This window comes from Gordonia sp. Z-3 (assembly GCF_036233855.1).
Taxonomy (GTDB): domain Bacteria; phylum Actinomycetota; class Actinomycetes; order Mycobacteriales; family Mycobacteriaceae; genus Gordonia; species Gordonia tangerina.
Map to the genome: position 1 here is coordinate 195508 of NZ_JAZARS010000003.1, position 20577 is coordinate 216084.

At 68.4% G+C, this 20577-nt stretch carries 18 protein-coding genes; 17 read left to right on the top strand and 1 reads right to left on the bottom strand.

The genetic code is table 11. The annotated features are described in order from the left end of the window. The first annotated feature begins 28 nt into the window (after positions 1-28). From VX037_RS04555 to aroB, 12 genes are all read left to right on the top strand, one after another. Positions 29-2734, top strand: coding sequence for a circularly permuted type 2 ATP-grasp protein (locus VX037_RS04555; protein WP_328713463.1), 2706 nt, complete (start codon positions 29-31; stop codon positions 2732-2734). After that, entirely contained in the window at positions 2734-3702 is a 969-nt protein-coding gene (locus VX037_RS04560; protein ID WP_287015979.1) for a transglutaminase family protein, read from the top strand. Before VX037_RS04555 ends, VX037_RS04560 begins: the two co-directional genes overlap by 1 nt. A gap of 195 nt (positions 3703-3897) precedes the next feature. Beyond that, positions 3898-5082, top strand: a complete 1185-nt coding sequence (locus tag VX037_RS04565) for a phosphotransferase (RefSeq protein WP_328713376.1) — start codon at positions 3898-3900, stop codon at positions 5080-5082. 6 nt (positions 5083-5088) lie between these two features. Further along, complete coding sequence (locus VX037_RS04570) at positions 5089-6576, top strand: replication-associated recombination protein A (protein WP_328713378.1); 1488 nt, start codon at positions 5089-5091, stop codon at positions 6574-6576. Positions 6577-6664: 88 nt separating this feature from the next. Beyond that, on the top strand, positions 6665-9373 hold the full coding sequence (gene alaS, locus VX037_RS04575) for an alanine--tRNA ligase (protein ID WP_235722091.1): 2709 nt from the start codon (positions 6665-6667) through the stop codon (positions 9371-9373). Continuing rightward, positions 9370-9801 (top strand): Holliday junction resolvase RuvX, encoded by a 432-nt coding sequence (gene ruvX / locus VX037_RS04580; protein WP_328713380.1) that lies wholly within the window; start codon positions 9370-9372, stop codon positions 9799-9801. The genes alaS and ruvX overlap by 4 nt, the downstream gene beginning before the upstream one ends. A 100-nt stretch (positions 9802-9901) precedes the next feature. Further along, entirely contained in the window at positions 9902-11719 is a 1818-nt protein-coding gene (locus VX037_RS04585; protein ID WP_328713381.1) for an endolytic transglycosylase MltG, read from the top strand. Positions 11720-11724: 5 nt separating this feature from the next. Further along, positions 11725-12552 (top strand): shikimate dehydrogenase, encoded by an 828-nt coding sequence (locus VX037_RS04590; RefSeq protein WP_235722088.1) that lies wholly within the window; start codon positions 11725-11727, stop codon positions 12550-12552. A 120-nt stretch (positions 12553-12672) separates the two neighbouring features. Beyond that, complete coding sequence (locus VX037_RS04595) at positions 12673-13056, top strand: prepilin peptidase (RefSeq protein WP_328713383.1); 384 nt, start codon at positions 12673-12675, stop codon at positions 13054-13056. A 51-nt stretch (positions 13057-13107) separates the two neighbouring features. Beyond that, positions 13108-14316: a chorismate synthase gene (gene aroC / locus VX037_RS04600; protein WP_287015985.1), complete on the top strand. Its 1209-nt coding sequence runs from the start codon at positions 13108-13110 to the stop codon at positions 14314-14316. Then, on the top strand, positions 14313-14870 hold the full coding sequence (locus VX037_RS04605) for a shikimate kinase (protein WP_235722085.1): 558 nt from the start codon (positions 14313-14315) through the stop codon (positions 14868-14870). Before aroC ends, VX037_RS04605 begins: the two co-directional genes overlap by 4 nt. Before the next feature lie 4 nt (positions 14871-14874). Beyond that, positions 14875-15996 carry a 3-dehydroquinate synthase gene (gene aroB / locus VX037_RS04610; RefSeq protein WP_266062167.1) on the top strand — a complete coding sequence of 374 codons (1122 nt, stop codon included), beginning with the start codon at positions 14875-14877 and terminating at the stop codon, positions 15994-15996. Between the two features lie 45 nt (positions 15997-16041). Here the strand turns inward: aroB and VX037_RS04615 are convergent, their stop codons facing one another. Further along, positions 16042-16533: a B-4DMT family transporter gene (locus VX037_RS04615; RefSeq protein ID WP_235722083.1), complete on the bottom strand. Its 492-nt coding sequence runs from the start codon at positions 16531-16533 to the stop codon at positions 16042-16044. Positions 16534-16642: 109 nt separating this feature from the next. Here VX037_RS04615 and VX037_RS04620 point away from each other — a divergent pair, with 109 nt between their 5' ends. The 5 genes from VX037_RS04620 (at position 16643) to VX037_RS04640 (ending at position 20561) form a co-directional block, all read left to right on the top strand. Continuing rightward, on the top strand, positions 16643-17767 hold the full coding sequence (locus VX037_RS04620) for a M24 family metallopeptidase (RefSeq protein ID WP_328713385.1): 1125 nt from the start codon (positions 16643-16645) through the stop codon (positions 17765-17767). A gap of 37 nt (positions 17768-17804) precedes the next feature. Next, the gene (gene efp / locus VX037_RS04625; protein ID WP_235722081.1) at positions 17805-18368 is read left to right on the top strand and encodes an elongation factor P; all 564 of its coding nucleotides are present in this window, start codon (positions 17805-17807) and stop codon (positions 18366-18368) included. Positions 18369-18380: 12 nt separating this feature from the next. Further along, a complete protein-coding gene (nusB, locus tag VX037_RS04630; protein ID WP_235722080.1) occupies positions 18381-18848 on the top strand; it encodes a transcription antitermination factor NusB in 468 nt (155 codons plus the stop codon). A gap of 148 nt (positions 18849-18996) precedes the next feature. Further along, positions 18997-19617, top strand: coding sequence for a bifunctional pyr operon transcriptional regulator/uracil phosphoribosyltransferase PyrR (gene pyrR / locus VX037_RS04635; RefSeq protein WP_235722079.1), 621 nt, complete (start codon positions 18997-18999; stop codon positions 19615-19617). Beyond that, entirely contained in the window at positions 19617-20561 is a 945-nt protein-coding gene (locus VX037_RS04640) for an aspartate carbamoyltransferase catalytic subunit (RefSeq protein ID WP_235722078.1), read from the top strand. The genes pyrR and VX037_RS04640 overlap by 1 nt, the downstream gene beginning before the upstream one ends. Positions 20562-20577 lie beyond the last annotated feature (16 nt).

The window sequence follows — 20577 nt, forward strand, 5'->3', positions numbered from 1 at the left end:
CCACCCTGCCGGCGTCGGCCTGCCCGCGGTGTTCGACCGGTACCGTCCAGACGGTTCCGCCCTGTTCGACGTGGCACGACTCGCCGCGCCCACCGCATCACCGAGTGCGACGACTCCGTACGACGAGATGCTGGACACCGACGGCCGAGTGCGAGCGGCGTGGACAGATCTGGTGGCCGGATACGGGCTGCGCGGAGACGCGCGACTGCGGTCCGCGGCCGGTCGGCTCGCCACCGCGATCGGCGACGAGGGTGTGGTCTACAACCAGGTCGTCGGTGGCGTCACGGTGGCGCGCGACTGGCAGGTCGACCCGGTGCCACTGGTGGTCGACGGGGTCGACTGGTCCGATCTGGAAAAGGCGATCATCCAGCGATCGACAGTGCTCGACCTGTTGCTGCGCGACCTGTACCGCGACCAGAAGACCATCCGCTCGGGGCTGGTCCCACCCGAGATGGTGTTCGGCCACCCCGGCTACATCCGCAAGGCGGTACGCCTCGAACTGCCCGGTCCGCACGCGCTGTTCCTGCACGCGCTGGATCTGGGACGCGCCCCCGACGGCCGTTTCGAGGTCTTCGCCGACCGCACTCAGGCGCCGTCGGGCATCGGCTTCGCGATGATCGACCGTCGGCTGCTGTCGCGTACCTTCCCACAGCTGTTCCAGACGTGTGCACCTCGTCCGGTCACCAACTTCGCCGGCACCGTCCGGCTGGCCCTGTTCGACTACGCGCCACCCGGCGTCGATGACCCCACCGTGGCGGTGCTGAGTCCGGGCAGCATGTCCGAGACAGCCTATGACCAGGCATATCTGGCTGCGGTTCTGGGCTTCCCCCTCGTCGAGGGCAGCGACCTCACCGTGCGAGACGGGGTGGTCTACATGCGCTCGCTCGGCAAGTTCAAACGCGTCGACGTGCTGCTGCGGCGGATCGACGCGGAGTACGCCGACCCGCTGGACCTTCGCACCGACTCACGCCTGGGTGTCGCGGGCCTGGTGGAGGCCGTGTCGCGGGGCACGGTGACCGTGGTCAACACTCTCGGCAGCGGGGTGGTCGAGAATCCCGCCATCCACACGGTCCTGGACAAGCTGGCCCCGGTTCTCGTCGACGAGGAGCTCGCCTTACCGTCGGTGCCCACCTACTGGGCCGGCGATGACGTGCAGCGCGGAAAGATCCGTGCCGACCTCGACCACCTCGTGCTGACCAACTTCCGCACCGGCGAAGAGGTCGTGGCGCCGCTGGTCGACGCCGCGGCACGCGCCGAACTGGCCGCCCGCGTCGAGGCCGAGTCCTGGCAGTGGGTGGGACGGGAGCTGCGTTCCTATTCGGTGGCGCCGAGCATGACACCCGGCCGAAACGACGCGCCGGGTGCCGGTTCGGTACGGCCCGCGCCGGTCGGCATCCGAGCCTTCAGCGTCGCGCAGGGCCCCACCTACGCGGTGATGCCCGGTGGTCTCGGTGCCGTGTTGACCGATGGACCCGCGGGAGCTGCACAACGTACGATCGCCGCCAAGGACGTCTGGGTCACCAGCTCGGACATCGGCGGTCACGTGTCGCGGCGTTCGACCACCACGGCGACCGGGGCGGTCGACGAAGCGGTGTCGCGGGGCGCGGTGCGGCATGCCCGCGCACTCGAATACTCCGACGTCGCAGCAGCGGCCAGCCCACGCGTGCTGGCCGACCTGTTCTGGTTCGGTCGCTACGGTGAGCGCACCGAGGCCACCACCCGGCTGGCGAAAGTGGCCCGCGAGCGCTACCAGGAGGTGCAATACCGGCCCTGGATGAGCGGCACCGCGGCCGTGCCGCTGGTGCTGCATGCCGCCGCCACCGTGACCGGAACTGCCGCCTACCTGCGGACCGCCGAGCTCACCGCCGAGGCCGAGGACGGCACGCCGAGCCCGCAGCGGGTCGTCGACGCGATCGCGAAACTGACCGATCTCACCGTGGCGCGGGTCGTGCCGGGAACGATCGCGCACTCGGCAGAGCGGTTGGTGTCGACCGCCCGCGCGGTGCGCGACCAGATGTCGACGAGCACGTGGATGGTGCTGGCGCCGGTCGAACGCGCCATCGAGCAGCTCGCTGCCCAGGTCCGCGCGGCCCGCGAGACCGGCGGCACCGATGCGGGGCTCGACCTCGGTTCCGAACTGGGTCACACCCACGACGAGGTGCTCCACGGTGTGCTGGCCCTGGCCGGTCTGCAGGCCGACTCGATGGTGCACGACGCCGGGTGGCGGTATCTGGACATCGGCCGACGTATCGAACGAGCGGTCAACCTGGCCGAGTTGACCCGCGCCCTCTTCGTCGAACATCACGACCGGGAGGTCGAACAGACGCTGCTGGAGTCATTCCTGGTCGCCAACGAGTCGTCGGTCATCTACCGGCGCCGTAACCGCGGCCTCTACCAACTCGACGCCGTCGCCGAGCTGCTCTTCTTCGACGAGACCAACCCACGGGCGATGGTCTTCCAGTTCAACCGGCTCCAGGAGAACCTCGGCGCCCTGCCGGATGCGCTGCGATCCGCGGCCGCCGAACGCATCATCGAGGATCTCATCGCCGAATTGCGCCGCTCGGACCCGGACGATCTGGCCACCGTCGACACCGCAGGCCAACGGACCGACCTCGAGGAGTTGATGACCGCCATCGGTGCCGGGGTGCGCGAGCTGTCCGACGTGCTCAACCGGACCCGATTCGCACCGCCGCGCGAGGCGCAGCCCATCTGGGGCGGGGGAGGTGCGCTGTGATGAGCAGTCCCGAGCAGGGCCGGGCCGTCGAACCCGGTGCCACCCGCCGGTATCGGGTGATGCACCGAACCCGCTACACCTACGACGACGTCGTGTCGTCGTCGTACGGGCGGTGCTACCTCACACCGCGCGACCTGCCCGGTCAGCGAGTGCTGGACGCCGAGGTGAGGATCGATCCGGAACCCGACGACTGGTCCACCGGGGTGGACGTGTACGGCAACAGCGACTCGTACTTCCATGTGCGCAGCAACCACGACGAGCTGACGGTGACCGCCACATCCGTCGTCGAGGTCGACCCACCCGACGCCACCGTGCTGTTGTCGGCGGCTGCGCTCGGACCGTGGGAGCTGGCGCGCCCGGCTGCTGCCGGGGTGGCCGGGGCGGCCGCCACCGAGTACGTCCTCGATCTGTACCCGCCGGAGATCACCGCTGCGGTCCGCGAGTACGCGGGCGACGTGTTCACTCCCGGTCGGCCGATGATCGAGGCGGTCACCGACCTCACCGGACGCATCTACCGTGACTTCGACTACAAGTCGGGATCGACGGCCATCAGCACCCGGGTCGACACCGTGATGCAGCGGCGGATGGGCGTCTGCCAGGACTTCGCGCGGGTCGCGATCGCATGCCTGCGTTCGGTCGGGCTCGCTGCACGCTACGAATCCGGCTACCTCGCGACCGACCCGCCACCGGGTCGCGAACGCATTTTCGGCGCCGATGCCAGCCACGCGTGGGCGGCCGTGTGGTTGCCCGGTGACCACTGGGTGGCCTTCGATCCCACCAACGACAAACTCGTGGACGAGCGGCACGTCACCGTCGCGTGGGGGCGCGACTACGATGACGTACCGCCGCTACGGGGTGTGATCTACACCGAGTCGAAGAAGAGCCGGATCGACGTGTCGGTGGACGTGAGTCCCATCGAGAGCGCACCCGATGAGGTGCCGGAGACATCGATCGGCGTCACCGACTGATCCCGCGCTGGTCACGGGCTCGCGACGATGGTGGTCCGAACGTACGACATGTGCTGACGTGGAGTCTTAACGGCGCGACCCTTGTTGTGCGAGACAAGATCTGGCGTTTGTGGAGGGGTTGCGTGCGGCAACCGGGTTGCAGATGGATGAAGACGACGACACCGCGATCGCGGATTGGGTAGGTTGGTTGACGACATGACGGTAATAACTGAGAGTCGCATCACCAGTGTGGTGCGTGCAGCCGAGGCGGTGCTGTCGCACCGGGCCGGCGCCCCCGTCACCCTCGCCGACCCAGAAGACCTCGGCGGCAGCGGCCGTACGGTCGTGGTCCGGGCGCGGGTGCTGGCCAACCCCTTGTCGATGGACCGCACGCTGGTCATCAAGGTGCTCCCCGCCGACGAGGATCCGCGCGCATTCCACCGCGAGCTCGCGTCCTACAAGTACGCCAATGCGTTGCCGAGTGAGTCCCGGCCGGGACCACAGCTGATCGCCTCTGATTCGGAGACCCGGGTGTTGGTGCTCACCGACCTGGGACACGGGCGCTCGATGAACTCACTGCTGGCAGGCACCGACGCTGCCGACGCCTCCCATGCGGTCAGCGCGTGGGGGCAGGCGCTCGGCCGGATGCATGCCGCGACGGTCGGCGGGGAGATCGACTTCCTCGCCATCCTGCGTCGCGACGCGGCGGGTTCCGAGGATGTCGACATCCTGGCCGAATCGGCCGGTCGCGCGATCGCCGACGCGCCCGCACAGTTGTCACGGCTGGGAGTGGACCTTCCCGACGACATCCGGGACCGCCTCGCCGCGGCGTGCACCCTGTTCGTCGACGGCGATCACCGCGCTTTCAGCCCGTCGGACGTCGGCCCGGAGAACATCCTGCTCAACGATGACGGCGTCCAGTTCATGGACTACGAATGGGGTGGATTCCGGGACGCGACCCTCGACATCGCCTACGCCCTGGTCACCTGCGGCGCGCAACTGTCACCGGTCAACGCCGGGCACCGGGCGGATCTGGAGATCGCGCTCGTGGACGCGTGGCGATCCGAGGTCCACGCCATCTGGCCGTCGCTGGGCCGCGACGCCGACTGCGCCCGCAAGATCCTCACCGCACGACTGCTGTGGACCTGGCTGTCGACGACGTGGATGTTGCCGGCCAAGGACGCCTCCACGGCTGCGGAGATCGATCAGTTGAATCAGGCCGGCTTCGCGATCAGTCCGGCCGGCTACACCCACGACTGGGCGTTGCACACCAACGATCCGCGAGTCGTCGTGGCCCGGTGGACCGACCTGTCCGCCGCTGCGGTGCGCGGTGGTGATCCGACGATCGCCGAGTTCGCCGCGCAACTAGGGGCGGCCTTGCAGCGCACCTGGCTCACCTGACCCGGTATGGATGGGCTCTTCGACCCTCCGCCCGGCCCGATCGCCGCGCCCGGTGGTGGTGCGGTGACCGGCGGTGCGCTGACGAGCACGCCGTCGCCGTCTGCGCCGCTGGCGGTGCGGATGCGGCCACAGTCGCTCGACGAGATCGTCGGTCAGCAGCATCTGCTGGGCGCCGGCTCCCCGCTGCGTCGCCTGATCAACGGTTCCGGTGCGGCGTCGGTGATGCTCTACGGACCGCCGGGTACCGGCAAGACCACCATGGCCGCGTTGATCTCGCGCGCCACCGGTGGCCGGTTCGAGGCCCTGTCGGCGTTGTCGGCCGGGGTCAAAGAGGTCCGAGCCGTCATCGACGTGGCACGACGGCGGTTGGTCGACGGTCAGCAGACGGTGTTGTTCATCGACGAGGTCCATCGGTTCTCCAAGACACAGCAGGATGCGCTGCTCGATGCAGTGGAGAACCGCATCGTGCTGCTCGTCGCCGCCACCACCGAGAATCCGTCCTTCTCGGTGGTCGCGCCGTTGCTGTCGAGGTCACTCGTGTTGCAGCTGCGGTCCTTGACCGACGCCGACATCCGCGAGGTGCTCACCCGGGCCATCACCGACCCCCGGGGACTCGACGCCGGTGTCGAGGTCACCGACGCCGCGCTCGATCATCTGGTCGCGGTGGCCGGCGGTGACGCGCGCAGAGCGCTGACCGCACTGGAGGCCAGTGCGGATGCGGCACTGCGGGGCGACGACCGTGCACGCGACCCCGACGACGACCCGACTGATGCCGACCCGACTGATGCCGACCCGACCGACGACGAATCGACGTTCGAATCCGGGGCGTCCGCTGCGCCCGTGATCGACATCGCCGACGTGGAGGCCGCGATCGACCGCGCTGCGGTCCGCTACGATCGCGACGGCGACCAGCACTACGACGTCACCAGCGCGTTCATCAAATCGATCCGCGGTTCCGATGTCGACGCCGCGCTGCATTATCTCGCCCGGATGATCGTCGCGGGGGAGGACCCGCGATTCATCGCGCGGCGGCTGATGATCCATGCCAGCGAAGACATCGGTATGGCCGATCCGATGGCACTGCAGACCGCCGTCGCCGCAGCGCAGGTGGTCGCCCTGGTGGGCATGCCGGAGGCCCGCCTGGCACTGACCCAGGCGACCATCCACCTGGCGACCGCGCCCAAGTCCGCTGGAGTGGTATCGGCGATCGGTGCCGCGATCGCCGACGTCGAAGCAGGCAAGTCGGGTGCGGTGCCGGCGCATCTGCGGGACAGCCACTATGCGGGGGCACAGGGTCTGGGCAGCGGGATCGGCTATCGCTACCCTCACGACGACCCCGATGGAGTGCTCGCGCAGCAGTATCCCCCCGACGATCTCGTCGGCGTCGACTACTACCAGCCGACCGATCACGGCAATGAGCGAGAGATCGGCCCGCGACTGGGCAAGTTGCGTTCGATCGTGCGGGGTGTCACCAGCCGGGCACGCCGACGGTAGGCTGGTGTGTCGACCAGCCCGGACACGAGATCACCGGGGCAGCGGGACGTCGACGGCGTGACCGACCACCACTTCAAGGACGAACTCAGTGCAGACGCATGACATCAGGCAGCGCTTCCTGGATCACTTCATCAAGGCGGGCCACACCGAGGTGCCCAGCGCCTCGCTGGTCCTCGACGATCCGAACCTGCTGTTCGTCAATGCCGGCATGGTCCCGTTCAAGCCGTACTTCCTGGGCGAGCAGACCCCGCCGTTCGACCGTGCGACCAGCGTCCAGAAGTGTGTGCGCACCCTCGACATCGAGGAGGTCGGCATCACCACCCGGCACAACACCTTCTTCCAGATGGCGGGCAACTTCTCGTTCGGTGACTACTTCAAGCGCGAGGCGATCGGGTTCGCCTGGTCGCTGCTGACCAACAGTGTCGACGAGGGCGGCTACGGGATCGACCCGGAGAAGCTGTGGCCCACCGTCTACCTCGACGACGACGAGGCCGAGTCCATCTGGCGCGACGAGATCGGGGTACCCGCCGAGCGCATCCAGCGTCGGGGGCTCAAGGACAACTACTGGTCGATGGGCGTGCCCGGCCCGTGCGGCCCGTGCTCGGAGATCTTCTACGACCGCGGACCCGCCTACGGTGTCGAGGGCGGGCCCGAGGCCGACGAGGACCGCTACATCGAGATCTGGAATCTCGTCTTCATGCAAAACGTCCGCGGCCCGGGCGGCGGCAAGGACAACTACGAGATCCTGGGTCCGCTGCCCAAGAAGAACATCGACACCGGTCTGGGCATCGAGCGGGTCGCCTGCATCCTGCAGGGTGTCGACAATGTCTACGAGACCGACCTGCTCAAGCCGATCATCGACCTGGCGTCCCGGCTGACCGGTCGCGCCTACGGGGCCGGCAACCACGACGACGACGTGAAATTCCGGGTGATCGCCGACCACGCCCGCACCGCCGCACTGCTGATCGGCGACGGGGTCCTGCCCGGCAACGACGGACGTGGCTATGTGCTGCGCCGATTGCTGCGGCGCGTGGTCCGGTCGGTGCGGCTGCTGACCGCCGGGAGCGAAGCGAGCGGGACGGCTCCGGCAGCGGCGGATCAGCCGACGATGGGCGACATCATCTCGCTGGTCGTCGACACCATGTCGCCGTCCTATCCGAACCTCGCCGAGCAGCGTGAGCACATCGTCGATGTCGCCGTCGCCGAGGAAGCCTCGTTCAGCAAGACCCTCGCCGCCGGCTCGAAGTTGTTCGCCGACGCCGCAACGGCCACCAAGGCCGCCGACCGTTCGACGATCAGCGGTGACGACGCGTTCACCCTGCACGACACCTACGGATTCCCGATCGACCTCACCCTGGAGATGGCCGCCGAGGCCGGCCTCTCGGTCGATCGTGAGGGGTTCACCGAGCTCATGGCCGAGCAGAAGCAGCGTGCCAAGGCCGATGCGACGGCCCGCAAATCCGGCCATGCCGACCTGTCGGTGTACCGCGAGTTCCTCGACCGTGGGCCCACCCTGTTCACCGGGTTCGACGAACTCATCTCCGAGGCGACCGTCCTCGGCCTGGTCGCCGATGGCGCCCGCGTGCAGAGCGCAACGCCGGGCCAGGAGTTGGTGGTGGTACTCGACCGCAGCCCGCTCTATGCCGAATCCGGTGGCCAGATGGCCGACGTCGGCACCATCACCACCGGTGACGGTGTCCGGTTGCGCGTCACCGACGTGCAGAAGGCGGGCAAGTCCGTCTGGCTGCACAAGGTCACCGTCGACGAAGGTGAGATCGCCGAGGGGGATGAGGTCATTGCCGCGGTGGACCAGTCCTGGCGCCACGGAGCGACGCAGGGCCACTCCGGCACGCACATGGTGCACGCCGCGCTGCGTGAGGTGCTCGGACCCACCGCCACCCAGGCCGGCTCGCTCAACCGTCCGGGATATCTGCGCTTCGACTTCCACTCCGGCAAACCGTTGTCGGACAGTCAGCGTCGCGAGATCGAGGAGATCAGCAACGCCGCCGTGGAGGCCAACTATCCGGTGCACACCTTTGAGACCGGGCTGACCGAGGCCAAGCAGATGGGCGCAGTCGCGTTGTTCGGTGAGAACTACGGGGACGTCGTACGCGTCGTCGAGATCGGCGGGCCGTTCTCGATGGAGTTGTGCGGCGGCACACACGTCGCGTCGTCGGCGCAGATCGGTCCGGTGACCGTGATCGGCGAGTCGTCGGTGGGTTCGGGGATCCGGCGTGTCGAGGCCTACGTGGGCATGGATTCGTTCCGGTACCTGTCCAAGGAACGGGCCCTGATGGCCGGCCTGGCGTCCTCGCTGAAGGTGCCGTCGGACGAGGTGCCCGACCGTGTCGAGCAATTGGTGTCACGCCTCAAGGACGCCGAACGTGAGGTCGAGCGGCTGCGTGCGGACTCGGCTCGCGCTGCCGCCGGCGGTCTGATCGATGCGGCGACCGTGTCGGGCGACACCCTGCTCGTGGGTGGACTGGTGCCCGGCGGGCTTGACGCCAACGGTCTGCGGGGTCTGGCGACCGATCTGCGCGGCAAGGTCGCCGATCGACTCGCGGTGATCGCGCTGTTCGCACCGAGTGCCGACGGCACGAAGGTGCCGTTCGTGGTCGCGACGACGGAATCCGCCCGGAGCCACGGCATCAAGGCAGGTGACCTGGTGAAAGAGGTCGCCCCCCTCGTCGGGGGCCGTGGCGGCGGTAAACCCGACCTGGCGCAGGGAGCCGGCTCGGACCCGGCCGGGGTCGAACCGGCCATGGGCCGGATCCGCGACGTCGTGCGGGATCGATGACCTGGACTCGCGGACGGCGTCTGGGGGTCGACGTCGGTTCGGTGCGTATCGGGATCGCCGTGTGCGACCCCGACGGCATTCTCGCCACCCCGGTCGAGACGGTACGGCGTACGCCCGGTGGTCACTCGGATCTCACGCGGATCGCCGCGCTGGTCGAGGAATACGATGCCGTCGGTGTCGTGGTGGGGTTACCCAAGACTCTGCGCAACGAGAGTGGTACCGCAGCCGGACTGGCGCGGGAGTTCGGTGACCTCCTCGCCGAGCGCATCGCGCCGGTGACGGTCGAGTACCACGATGAACGACTGACCACCGTCACCGCGAGCCAGGCCCTGCGAGCGAGTGGACGCAACGCCAAGTCCTCGCGTGCCGTGATTGATCAGGCGGCCGCGGTCGCTATCCTGCAAGGGTGGCTGGACTCGCGACGATGACTTCTGCATGCGTCCGTCCAGACGGCACAACGCAATTCGCGATCACAAAGAGTGCGTGTCCCGCGACCGAATCATGCCCGACCCGGGGAGGAATCGCTCGGTGACCGACGAACGCCACCGACCGAGGCGGCACGATCTGTCCGACCAACCCACCGAACAGCTCGATCTCGAGCGGTTGCGGTACTTCACCCAACCCGCCGACGGAAAGCCCTCCACACGCCACCGGCGGCGCCGGGCCGTGCCGGGTGACCCGACGATGACCGGGCCGCAACCAGCGGTGCAGCCGCCCGCGACGACGGGTTCCGGTGGAGCCCGCGGCATCGATCCGCAGGCCCACGACGCACCCGCACCAACCACCGGGCCGACGCCGTCCTCACCGCCGTCACCGTCGGCGGCTACCGGCGGGTGGCCGGCTCCGCCGCCCGCAGGGCGACCGGGCCGACCGCAACCCGAACGGGTGGCGCCACGCCGCCTACCGCCACGTCAACCCGTCGATCATTTCCACGAACCCGGCGAAGCCATTCCGGTTCGCGGTGGCGAGTTCGACGACCCCATGCGGCGCGCCGTGCCCCACCGGGTTCCGCCGCGACCCGTTGCGGCGCCCCCCAACGTGCTCGACGAGGACCGTGCGGACGCCGGTGACAGCGCCGAGGGTGTCCTGGACCTCTGGGACGACCGCGACGATCCGGAATCGGTGAACCCCGGGCGCCGTGACGGCGGCCGGACCCGCCGTTCGGGCGCGGGGAAGTCGGGACGTACTCGGCCGGCCACCGCGGGTCGGCTCCGCAAGCGTGTCGTGTTGGCGATCGTGCTCACCTGCATGCTGATCCTGGTCGTCGGTGTCGGTTTCGTCGGTCTGCGAGCCTTCGGGGTCTTCGAGAACACCAAGGACTACACCGACGCCGCGGGCACTGCCGACGTGATCGTGGACATCCCGGAGAACTCGACGCTGATGGACTTCGGCCAGATCCTCGAGGACAACGATGTGGTCGGTAGCGTGCAGGCGTTCATCAACGCCGCCGACGGACAGCCGATGTCCGGCGGGTACTACAAGCTGCGCACCCAGATCCCGGCAGCGACGGCGGTAGAGATGATGACCGACGACACCGCGCACCGGGTCGGGCGCATGGTGGTGCCCGAGGGGCTGCAGCTCGACAACAAGGAGGGGGTCGACGGCAAGATCACTCCGGGCATCTTCCAGATGATCGAGAACGCCACAGCGGTCACCGTGAACGGGGAGCGCATCGGTACCGACGTCGCCGAGCTGGAACAGGCAGCGGCGCAGGACACCCCCGAACAGCTCGGCGTGCCCGACTGGGCGCGTGCGGAGGTGCAGAATCTGGACGGAGATCATCGGCGGATCGAGGGCCTCATCGCGCCGGGCACCTGGGAGACCATCGACCCCAACGATTCGGCGACGTCGATCCTGCACGATCTGATCACGGCCAGCACATCTCGATTCGAGCAGTGGGGGCTGCTCGAACCACACGACTCGGGGTTGACCCCGTACCAGACGCTGGTCGCCGCGTCGGTCGTCGAACGGGAGGTCACCGACCCCGACGACTATGCCAAGGTCGCCCGGGTGATCCTCAACCGCCTGGACAAAGGTCAGCGGCTGGAGATGGACTCCACCGCCAACTACACCGCCGAGGTCACCAACATCGACGTCTACGGTGAGGCCTACCGCGCCGACAACGTGTGGAACACCTACCGCATCGAAGGCCTGCCGGCTACGCCGATCGGTGCGGTCGGGGAGCGTGCGCTGACCGCCGTGGAGTACCCGACCCCCGGAAACTGGCTCTACTTCGTGACCATCGATCGGGACGGCACCACGCTGTTCGCCGACACCTTCGAACAGCACAAACGCAATCGTGAGCAGGCCTGTGAGAACCAGTTGCTGACCACCGGGTGCAGTTGACGACGATGACATCCACCACACGCCGGGCCGCCGTGCTCGGATCCCCGGTCGGGCACTCGCGTTCCCCGGACCTGCACCTGGCCGCCTACCGGGCGCTCGGGCTCACCAATTGGACCTATGACCGCATCGAGTGCACCGCCGAAGCGTTGCCGGAGTTGGTGTCGGGGCTGGGGCCGGAGTTCGTCGGGTTGTCGGTGACCATGCCGGCCAAGCTGGCGGCGTTGGCGTTCGCCGACGAATGCACGGCTCGTGCAGAGCTGGTCGGCTCGGCGAACACGTTGGTGCGCACCGAGCGGGGCTGGCGGGCCGACTGCACCGACATCGACGGAATGGCCGGCGCCCTCTCCGAAGTGGGGGCCGACGCGCAGGTCAACGCCACCGCAACGATGATCGGAAACGGGGGCACGGCGTTGCCGACGGTCGCCGCGCTCGCCGACCTCGGGTTCACCGACCTGGCCGTCGTGGCCCGAGACGCGGGACGCGCCGAGCCGGTCATCGATCTCGCGCAGCGACTCGGCCTGACGGTGTCGGTGTTGCCTTTCCACGCCGACCATGTGCTCGCCGAGCGCGCGCGCATCAGCGGGGTGGTGATCTCGACAGTGCCCGCGAGTGGCGCCGACGCCCTGGCGGGTGCGCTCGCCGGGGCTCCACGGCTGGTCGACGTCATCTACGACCCATGGCCGACGCCGCTGGCCGAGGCGGTATCCGCCGCGGGTGGCCACGTCGTCGGCGGGTTGGTGATGTTGCTGAATCAGGCATACAGCCAGGTCGAGCAGTTCACGGAGATGCCGGCGCCGCGCGAGGCGATGGCCGCCGCGCTCGGCGCGATCTGAGCCGCCGCCGTAACGCGTCGACGGTGACTCGTCGACCAATCCATCCACAGGCCGGGACCGGTCCACAAGCGGCGGACGCGGGCAACGCCGCCGCCGCGGCGTGGCGGGCACGGTGGGTCGATGGCCACCGTTCTCGTCCTCTGCTGGTTGGCGACCATCGCCGAGCGCGACCGCCGCACGGGGCGCATCCCGGTGGCGTTGATGTGGCCGGGTCTGGTGATACCCGTCACGCTCATCCCCACGGATCCGACGGTGGCGGCCGCAGCGACACTCGCCGCGGTCCCGTATCTGATCGCGGCGCTCGTGGGTCACGGCGGCGGTGGTGACATCAAGTTGGCCTTCGTCATCGGCGGGCTGGCCGCCGATCCGACCCTCGCCTTGCTGGTGGTGCTCCTCGCCGCGACACTCGGGGGTCTCGATCATTTGTGGGTGCGCTCGGGTGGTCCGCGGCCGCACGCTCCGGCGCTCGTGGCCGCCGCCGTCATCGGGCTGGGCCTCGGCTGAGGGCACCGCACTCGTGCGGGTGGGATGCGCGCACCGCAGGTCGATGGTCGCATGGAACAATTGAGCACTGTGTTGCGCTGGATGACTGCCGGAGAATCGCATGGCCCGGCCCTGGTAGCCCTGATCGAAGGCATGGTGGCCGGTGTCGAGGTCACCTCGACCGACATCGCCGAACAACTCGCCCGCCGCCGGCTCGGTTACGGCCGTGGCGCCCGGATGAAATTCGAGGCGGACAAGATCACCATCGTCGGTGGACTCCGACACGGCCGCACCATGGGCGGCCCGGTGGCCGTCGAGATCGGTAACACCGAGTGGCCCAAATGGGAGACGGTGATGGCCGCCGACCCGGTGGATCCGGCCGAGCTGGAGGGCAGCGCGCGCAATGCGCCGCTGACCAGGCCGCGCCCCGGCCATGCCGATTACTCCGGGATGCTCAAGTACGGGTTCGACGACGCTCGGCCCGTGTTGGAGCGGGCGAGCGCGCGCGAGACCGCCGCCCGCGTCGCCGCCGGGACCGTGGCTCGCAACTTTCTGCGGCAGGTCCTGGGTATCGAGGTGCTCTCGCACGTCATCTCGATCGGCGCCAGTGAACCCTACGACGGTCCGGCGCCGCGTCACAGCGACCTCACCGCCATCGACGAGAGTCCGGTACGTGCCTTCGATTCCGCATCCGCGGATCGGATGATCGCCGAGATCGAGGCGGCCAAGAAGGACGGCGACACCCTCGGTGGTGTGGTCGAGGTGGTCGCCACGGATGTGCCGGTCGGCCTGGGCTCGCATGTAAGCGGCGAGACGCGACTGGATGCACGACTGGCCGGTGCGTTGATGGGCATCCAGGCGATCAAGGGGGTCGAGGTCGGCGACGGGTTCACCACCGCCCGGCGGCGCGGCAGTCAGGCCCACGACGAGATGGTGCCGGGACCGGACGGTGTGCTTCGCTCGACGAACCGTGCCGGTGGCCTCGAAGGCGGGATGACCAACGGCGAGGACCTGCGTGTCCGGGTCGCGATGAAGCCCATCTCGACGGTGCCGCGCGCGCTGGCCACCGTTGACATGGCGACCGGAGACGAGGCGGTCGCCATCCATCAGCGCTCCGATGTGTGCGCGGTCCCCGCCGCCGGCGTGGTCGCCGAGGCGATGGTCGCCCTCGTCCTGGCCCAGGCGGCGCTGGAGAAGTTCGGTGGCGACTCGGTCGCCGAGACCGCCGACAACGTTGCCGCCTACCGCAAACGCGTCGACGCCCGGTTCCCACGTTCATGACCGGAGAGTTCACCGACCGCGGGCCGTCGGCCGTCCTGATCGGATTCATGGGGGCCGGTAAGTCGACGGTGGGTCGTATCCTCGCCGACCGGCTGGGAGTCGATTTCGTCGACACCGACTCCGAGATCGTTCGCACCACCGGCCGCAGCATCCCGGACATCTTCACCTCCGACGGGCCCCAACATTTCCGCGAGATCGAACGCGACGTGGTGCTCGACGTGTTGCGCACCCATCGCGGCGTGGTGGCCCTCGGCGGCGGGGCCGTGATGACCCCTGCGGTCGAGTCCGCGCTCGCAGGTCACCGGGTGATCTATTTGCGCATCGATGCCGATGCGGGCTTCGCCCGGGTCGCCGACAGCGATCGGCCGCTGATCGCCGGAGACGATCCGCACGCGCGCTACGCCGAGCTGCTCGCCGCGCGCGACGACACCTATGTACGTGCGTCGGTGTTCGTCGTCGACGCGGGCGCCGGTGAGCCCGATACGGTGGCCGATGCCATCCTGACCCGACTGGCCCACGCCCTGACGGGCGAGAGAGTGGGAGAAAGGCCGTGACTTCATGAGTGGGGACCACACGACCGAACCGACGGCGATCACCGTCAACGCCGGATCACCCTATGACGTGATCATCGGCCGCGGCCTGCTCGACGACGTCGGCCTCGCCGCCACCGGAGCCGACCGGATCGCGATCCTGTATCAGCCCACGTTGGCCCAGACCGCCGAACAGGTCCGGGCTTTCCTGGCGGACAAAGGATTCGACGCCCACCGGGTGGAGATCCCGGACGCGGAAGCGGGCAAAGACCTGTCGGTGGCGGCGTTCTGCTGGGATGTCTTCGGACGGATCGGCCTCAAACGCAACGACAAGGTGATCAGCCTGGGTGGGGGAGCGGCCACCGATCTGGCCGGTTTCGTCGCGGCCACCTGGATGCGCGGCATCGGCGTGATCCACATCCCGACAACTCTGCTGGCGATGGTCGATGCGGCGGTGGGCGGTAAGACCGGCATCAACACCGATGCCGGCAAGAACCTGGTGGGTTCGTTCCACGAGCCCGACGCGGTGTTGATCGACACCGCAACCCTGGAGACCGTCCCGCACAATGAGGTGGTCGCCGGCCTCGCCGAGGTCATCAAGACCGGCTTCATCGCCGACCCGGTGATCCTCGACCTCATCGAGGCCGACCCCGGTGCCGCCGTCGACACCAGTGGTCCGGTACTGCCCGAGCTGATCCGACGCTCGGTGCAGGTGAAGGCCGACGTCGTCTCTGCCGATCTGAAGGAGTCGTCGCTGCGCGAGATCCTCAACTACGGACACACCCTGGGTCATGCCATCGAGCGTCGCGAGCGTTATCGCTGGCGCCACGGCGCCGCGGTGTCGGTGGGTCTGGTGTTCGCCGCCGAGCTCGCCCGGCTCGCCGGCCGTCTCGACGACGAGACCGCCGACCGTCACCGGTCGGTGCTGGATCTGGTGGGTCTGCCGACGACCTACGATCCGGACGCGCTGCCGGACCTGCTGGAGACCATGTCGGGAGACAAGAAGAACCGTTCGGGGGTGTTGCGCTTCGTCGTCCTCGACGGTCTCGCCAAACCGGGCCGGCTCGAAGGACCCGACCCGGGCCTCATCGCCGCGGCGTACTCTGCGATCGCCGGTGAGGCCCCGGCATCCGGCGGCGTCCTGCTCTGACGCCTTGTTTCCTCAGGGCGGGGTGGCCCCGAGCGTGCTGATGGCTCAGCTCGCCGCGTGCTCCGGATCGCGATCCGGGTGAACCGACCAGTCGTCGTCGGCCGCGGTCTTGCGCTGGTCGCGACGGACGAGCCAGCGGCCGACCGCCGCACCCATGAAGGCCGGTACGAACACCAGTAGTGCGGTGAACGACCCGCCGGCGATCACCTCGATGAACAGGCTGGCCTCGCCGATACCGGCGAACACGAACCGACCGAGGAACCACCCGATCACGCCCGACGCGACACCGGCGAGCAGGCCCGCCTGCAGCCACCGCACGGTCAGGTCCGCGTAGTCGTCGGGGTCCGGGTTGGCGCGCGCGTCGGCGACACCGTCGAACCCGCCCCACACCAGCGCGACGAGCACCACGGCTGCGATGGCGATGGTCTTCCACACGGTGGTGTGCAGCGGTGCATTGACCACCGCCACACCGAGAAGCACACGGGCTATGACGTGTACGGCGGTCATCACCAGACCGCGCGGCAACCACGAAGACATAGCGGACAGGGTACGCAATGTGGAACGTGTTCGAAAACACATCCCGTCCAACGGGCGTGGGCGCGGCGGTCCCACCGGGACCGCGAGTGGCGCGCGGTAGCGTGAAGGGATGTCCGCCACAGCCATGACCAGCGACTATCGGGCCCGCCGCGACCGCTTTCGCGACCAACTCGCCGGATCGGACCGTCCGGTGGATGCGTTCGTGGTCAGCGATCTGATCAATGTCCGCTACCTGACCGGGTTCACCGGCTCCAACGCCGCACTGCTCATCGGTGCCTCGCCCGAGGCCGACCGGATCTCTACCGACGGCCGCTACCGCACCCAGGTGGCCGAGCAGTCCGGTGATCTCGAGGCGATCATCGCCCGCGACTGTCTCACCGAACTCGCCCGCCGGGCACGCGCCGCAGGCGCTGCCACCGTCGGGTTCGAAGCCGACGCGGTCACGGTCGCGGCCCACGACGCCCTGGTCGACGCGCTCGACGACGACAACGGGGTGGTGCCGGAGTTGGTCGCGCACACCGGAGCGGTGCAGCGACTGCGCATCGTCAAGGACGCCGGCGAGATCGAGCTGCTGCGGGCGGCCTGCACCATCGGCGACAAGGCGTTGGCGACCATCATCGAACGGGGTGTGATCCACGTGGGTGCCACCGAACGCGAGGTGGCCCGGTCTCTCGAGTGGGAGATGTACGCACTCGGCGCCGATGACATCGCGTTCGAGACCATCGTCGCGGCCGGGCCGAACTCGGCGGTCCCGCACCATCGACCGACCCAGGACGTGCTCGCCGACGGCGACTTCGTCAAGATCGACTTCGGCGCGGTGGTCGGTGGCTACCACTCGGACATGACGCGCACCTACGTGCTCGGACGCGCCTCCGACTGGCAACGCGAGATCTACGACCTGGTCGCACGCGCACAGGCCGCCGGTCGTGCGGCGTTACGGCCGGACGCCGACCTGCGCGATGTCGATGCCGCGGCGCGGTCGGTGATCGCCGATGCGGGGCACGCCGAGCACTACGTGCACGGGCTCGGTCATGGCGTCGGACTGCAGATCCACGAAGCGCCGGGAATCGGCGCGCTGGCGACGGGTACACTGCCATGCGGCGCGGCGGTGACCGTGGAGCCCGGCGTCTACCTCCCCGGCCGAGGTGGCGTCAGGATCGAGGACACGTTGGTCGTCACCGACGATGCACCGGAACTGCTGACCGCCACCGACAAGACGTTCACCGTCATCTGACGGTCATTCATCGACGACTGCAAGGGAAGAACACCGCATGGCGACCACCGCCGACTTCAAGAACGGCCTCGTACTCCGCATGGACGATCAGCTTTGGCAGATCCAGGAGTTCCAGCACGTCAAGCCCGGCAAGGGGCCGGCTTTCGTGCGCACCAAGATCAAGAACGTGATGTCGGGCAAGATCGTCGACAAGACATTCAACGCCGGCGTGAAGGTGGAGACCGCGACCGTCGATCGCCGGGACATGACCTACTTGTACAACGACGGCACCGACTTCGTGTTCATGGACGCCCAGGATTTCGAGCAGATCTCGATCTCGCCGGCCACGATGGGCGATTCCGCGCGTTTCCTGCTCGAGAACATGACCGTTCAGGTGTCCGTGCACGAGGGCAACCCGCTGTTCGTGGAACTGCCGGTCACCGTCGAGCTGCTCGTGCAGCAGACCGATCCGGGCCTGCAGGGCGATCGTTCCACCGGCGGCACCAAGCCCGCGACCATGGAGACCGGTGCCGAGATCCAGGTGCCCCTGTTCATCAACACCGGCGACAAGCTGAAGGTCGACTCGCGCGACGGCAGCTACCTCGGTCGCGTCAACGCCTGAGCCGTCCGACCCGTGAAACAACCCGGTACCCGACACAAGGCCCGCCGCCGCGCAGTCGACCTGCTGTTCGAGGCGGAGGCCAAGAAGGTCAGCGCGACACAACTCGTGGCAGAACGCCGCGAGTATGTGCGCGAGGACGAGAGCGTGGGGACGATCCACGACTACACCGCCACCGTCATCGACGGGTTGGCCGCCGATCTGCCGCAGGTGGACGCGGTGGTCTCCTCACACCTGAAGGGCTGGACCCTGCAGCGGCTACCGGCGGTCGATAGGGCCATATTGCGCCTGGCGACATGGGAGTTGTTCCACGCGACCGACGTCGACCCGATTGTGATCGTCGACGAGGCGGTGGAATTGGCCAAGGAGCTGTCCACCGATGACTCGCCCGCGTTCGTCAACGGGGTGCTGGCCCAGATCGCCGACCTTGCGCCTCAGGTGCGCGCGGCCGCCGCGGCCGAGGAGCCGCCCCGCCGGGACTGAGCCTCGGTTGCCTGCAGGCTCGGCGACATATTGACGAAGCCCACATCGCGTTGCCTCGTTCGTGCGAGGTGGGCCGGTGTAGAGTCCTTCGGGACAGACATCCTTTAACGATCCGTCCCGCGAGGCGGAGAAGGAGGTCGGCTTGGTCATGTCGACAGACGGTGCACCACCAACCGATGGTTCCCGGCCCCCCGGCCGGGTTCTGCTCGACGATTCCGATGTCTCGCGCACAATCGCCCGGGTCGCGCACGAGATCATCGAGAAGACGGCGCTCGACTCATCCAGCAGCCCACATGTCGTCATCATCGGGATTCCCACCCGCGGCACCTATCTCGCCTCTCGGCTGGCCGCCCGGATCAATGAGTTCGCCGGCACCGACGTCCCGGTCGGTTACCTCGACATCACGCTCTACCGCGACGATCTGCGCGCCAAACCGCATCGACCGCTCGAACGGACCGTCGTCCCGGCCGGCGGGGTGGACAACGCCATCGTGATCCTGGTCGACGACGTGCTCTATTCCGGTCGTACCGTCCGCGCCGCTTTGGACGCGTTGCGTGATCTCGGACGTCCGGCCGCGGTACAGCTCGCGGTGCTCGTCGACCGAGGGCATCGTGAGTTGCCGCTGCGCGCCGACTACGTCGGCAAGAACATCCCCACCTCCCGCGACGAGAACGTGTCCGTGCATCTCGAGGAGCACGACGGTGTCGACGAGGTCGTGCTGAGCGCAGCAGGGTCGCAGCCGACCCCGCACACCGGGGGTGGGATCTGATGCGTCACCTGCTGACCACGCAGGATCTGTCGCGCGACGAAGCGACCGAATTGCTCGACGAGGCCGAGCGATTCGAACAGGCCCTCACCGGACGTGAGGTGCGTAAGCTCCCGACCCTGCGGGGTCGCACCGTGATGACGGTGTTCTACGAGAACTCCACGCGTACCCGGGTGTCGTTCGAGGTGGCCGGAAAGTGGATGAGCGCCGACGTCATCAACGTGAGCGCCTCGAGCAGTTCGGCCGGCAAGGGTGAGTCGCTGCGCGACACGGTCAAGACCCTGCATGCTGCGGGCGCCGATGCGCTGATCGTGCGACATCCCGCGTCGGGCGCGGCCCATCAGATCGCGGCGTGGACCGCCGATGAGGACGGTGCGGGACCGGCAGTGATCAACGCCGGCGACGGCACCCATGAACACCCGACGCAGGCCCTGCTCGATGCCCTGACGTTGCGGCAGCGACTCGGTTCGCTCGACGGCCGTCGGATCGGCATCGTCGGCGACGTCTTACATTCGCGGGTGGCTCGTTCCAACGCGCACCTGCTGGCCACCCTGGGTGCCGAGGTGGTGTTGATCGCACCGCAGACGCTGCTGCCCGTCGGTGTCGATCAGTGGCCGGTGACGGTGTCACACCACCTCGATGGTGAACTACCCACGCTCGACGCAGTGATGATGCTGCGCGTCCAGGCGGAGCGGATGAACGGCGGGTTCTTCCCGAGTTCACGCGAGTACTCCGTCCGCTACGGACTCAACGACCGACGTCTGGCTCTGCTCGACGACCACGCGGTGGTGCTGCACCCCGGGCCGATGTTGCGCGGTATGGAGATCGGCTATTCGGTGGCCGACTCGCCGCGGGCGACCGTGCTGGAGCAGGTGCGCAACGGCGTGCATGTGCGGATGGCGGTGCTGTTCCGACTGCTCGTCGGCACGGAGAACCCAGGAACTTGAGTGATGAGGAGATCGC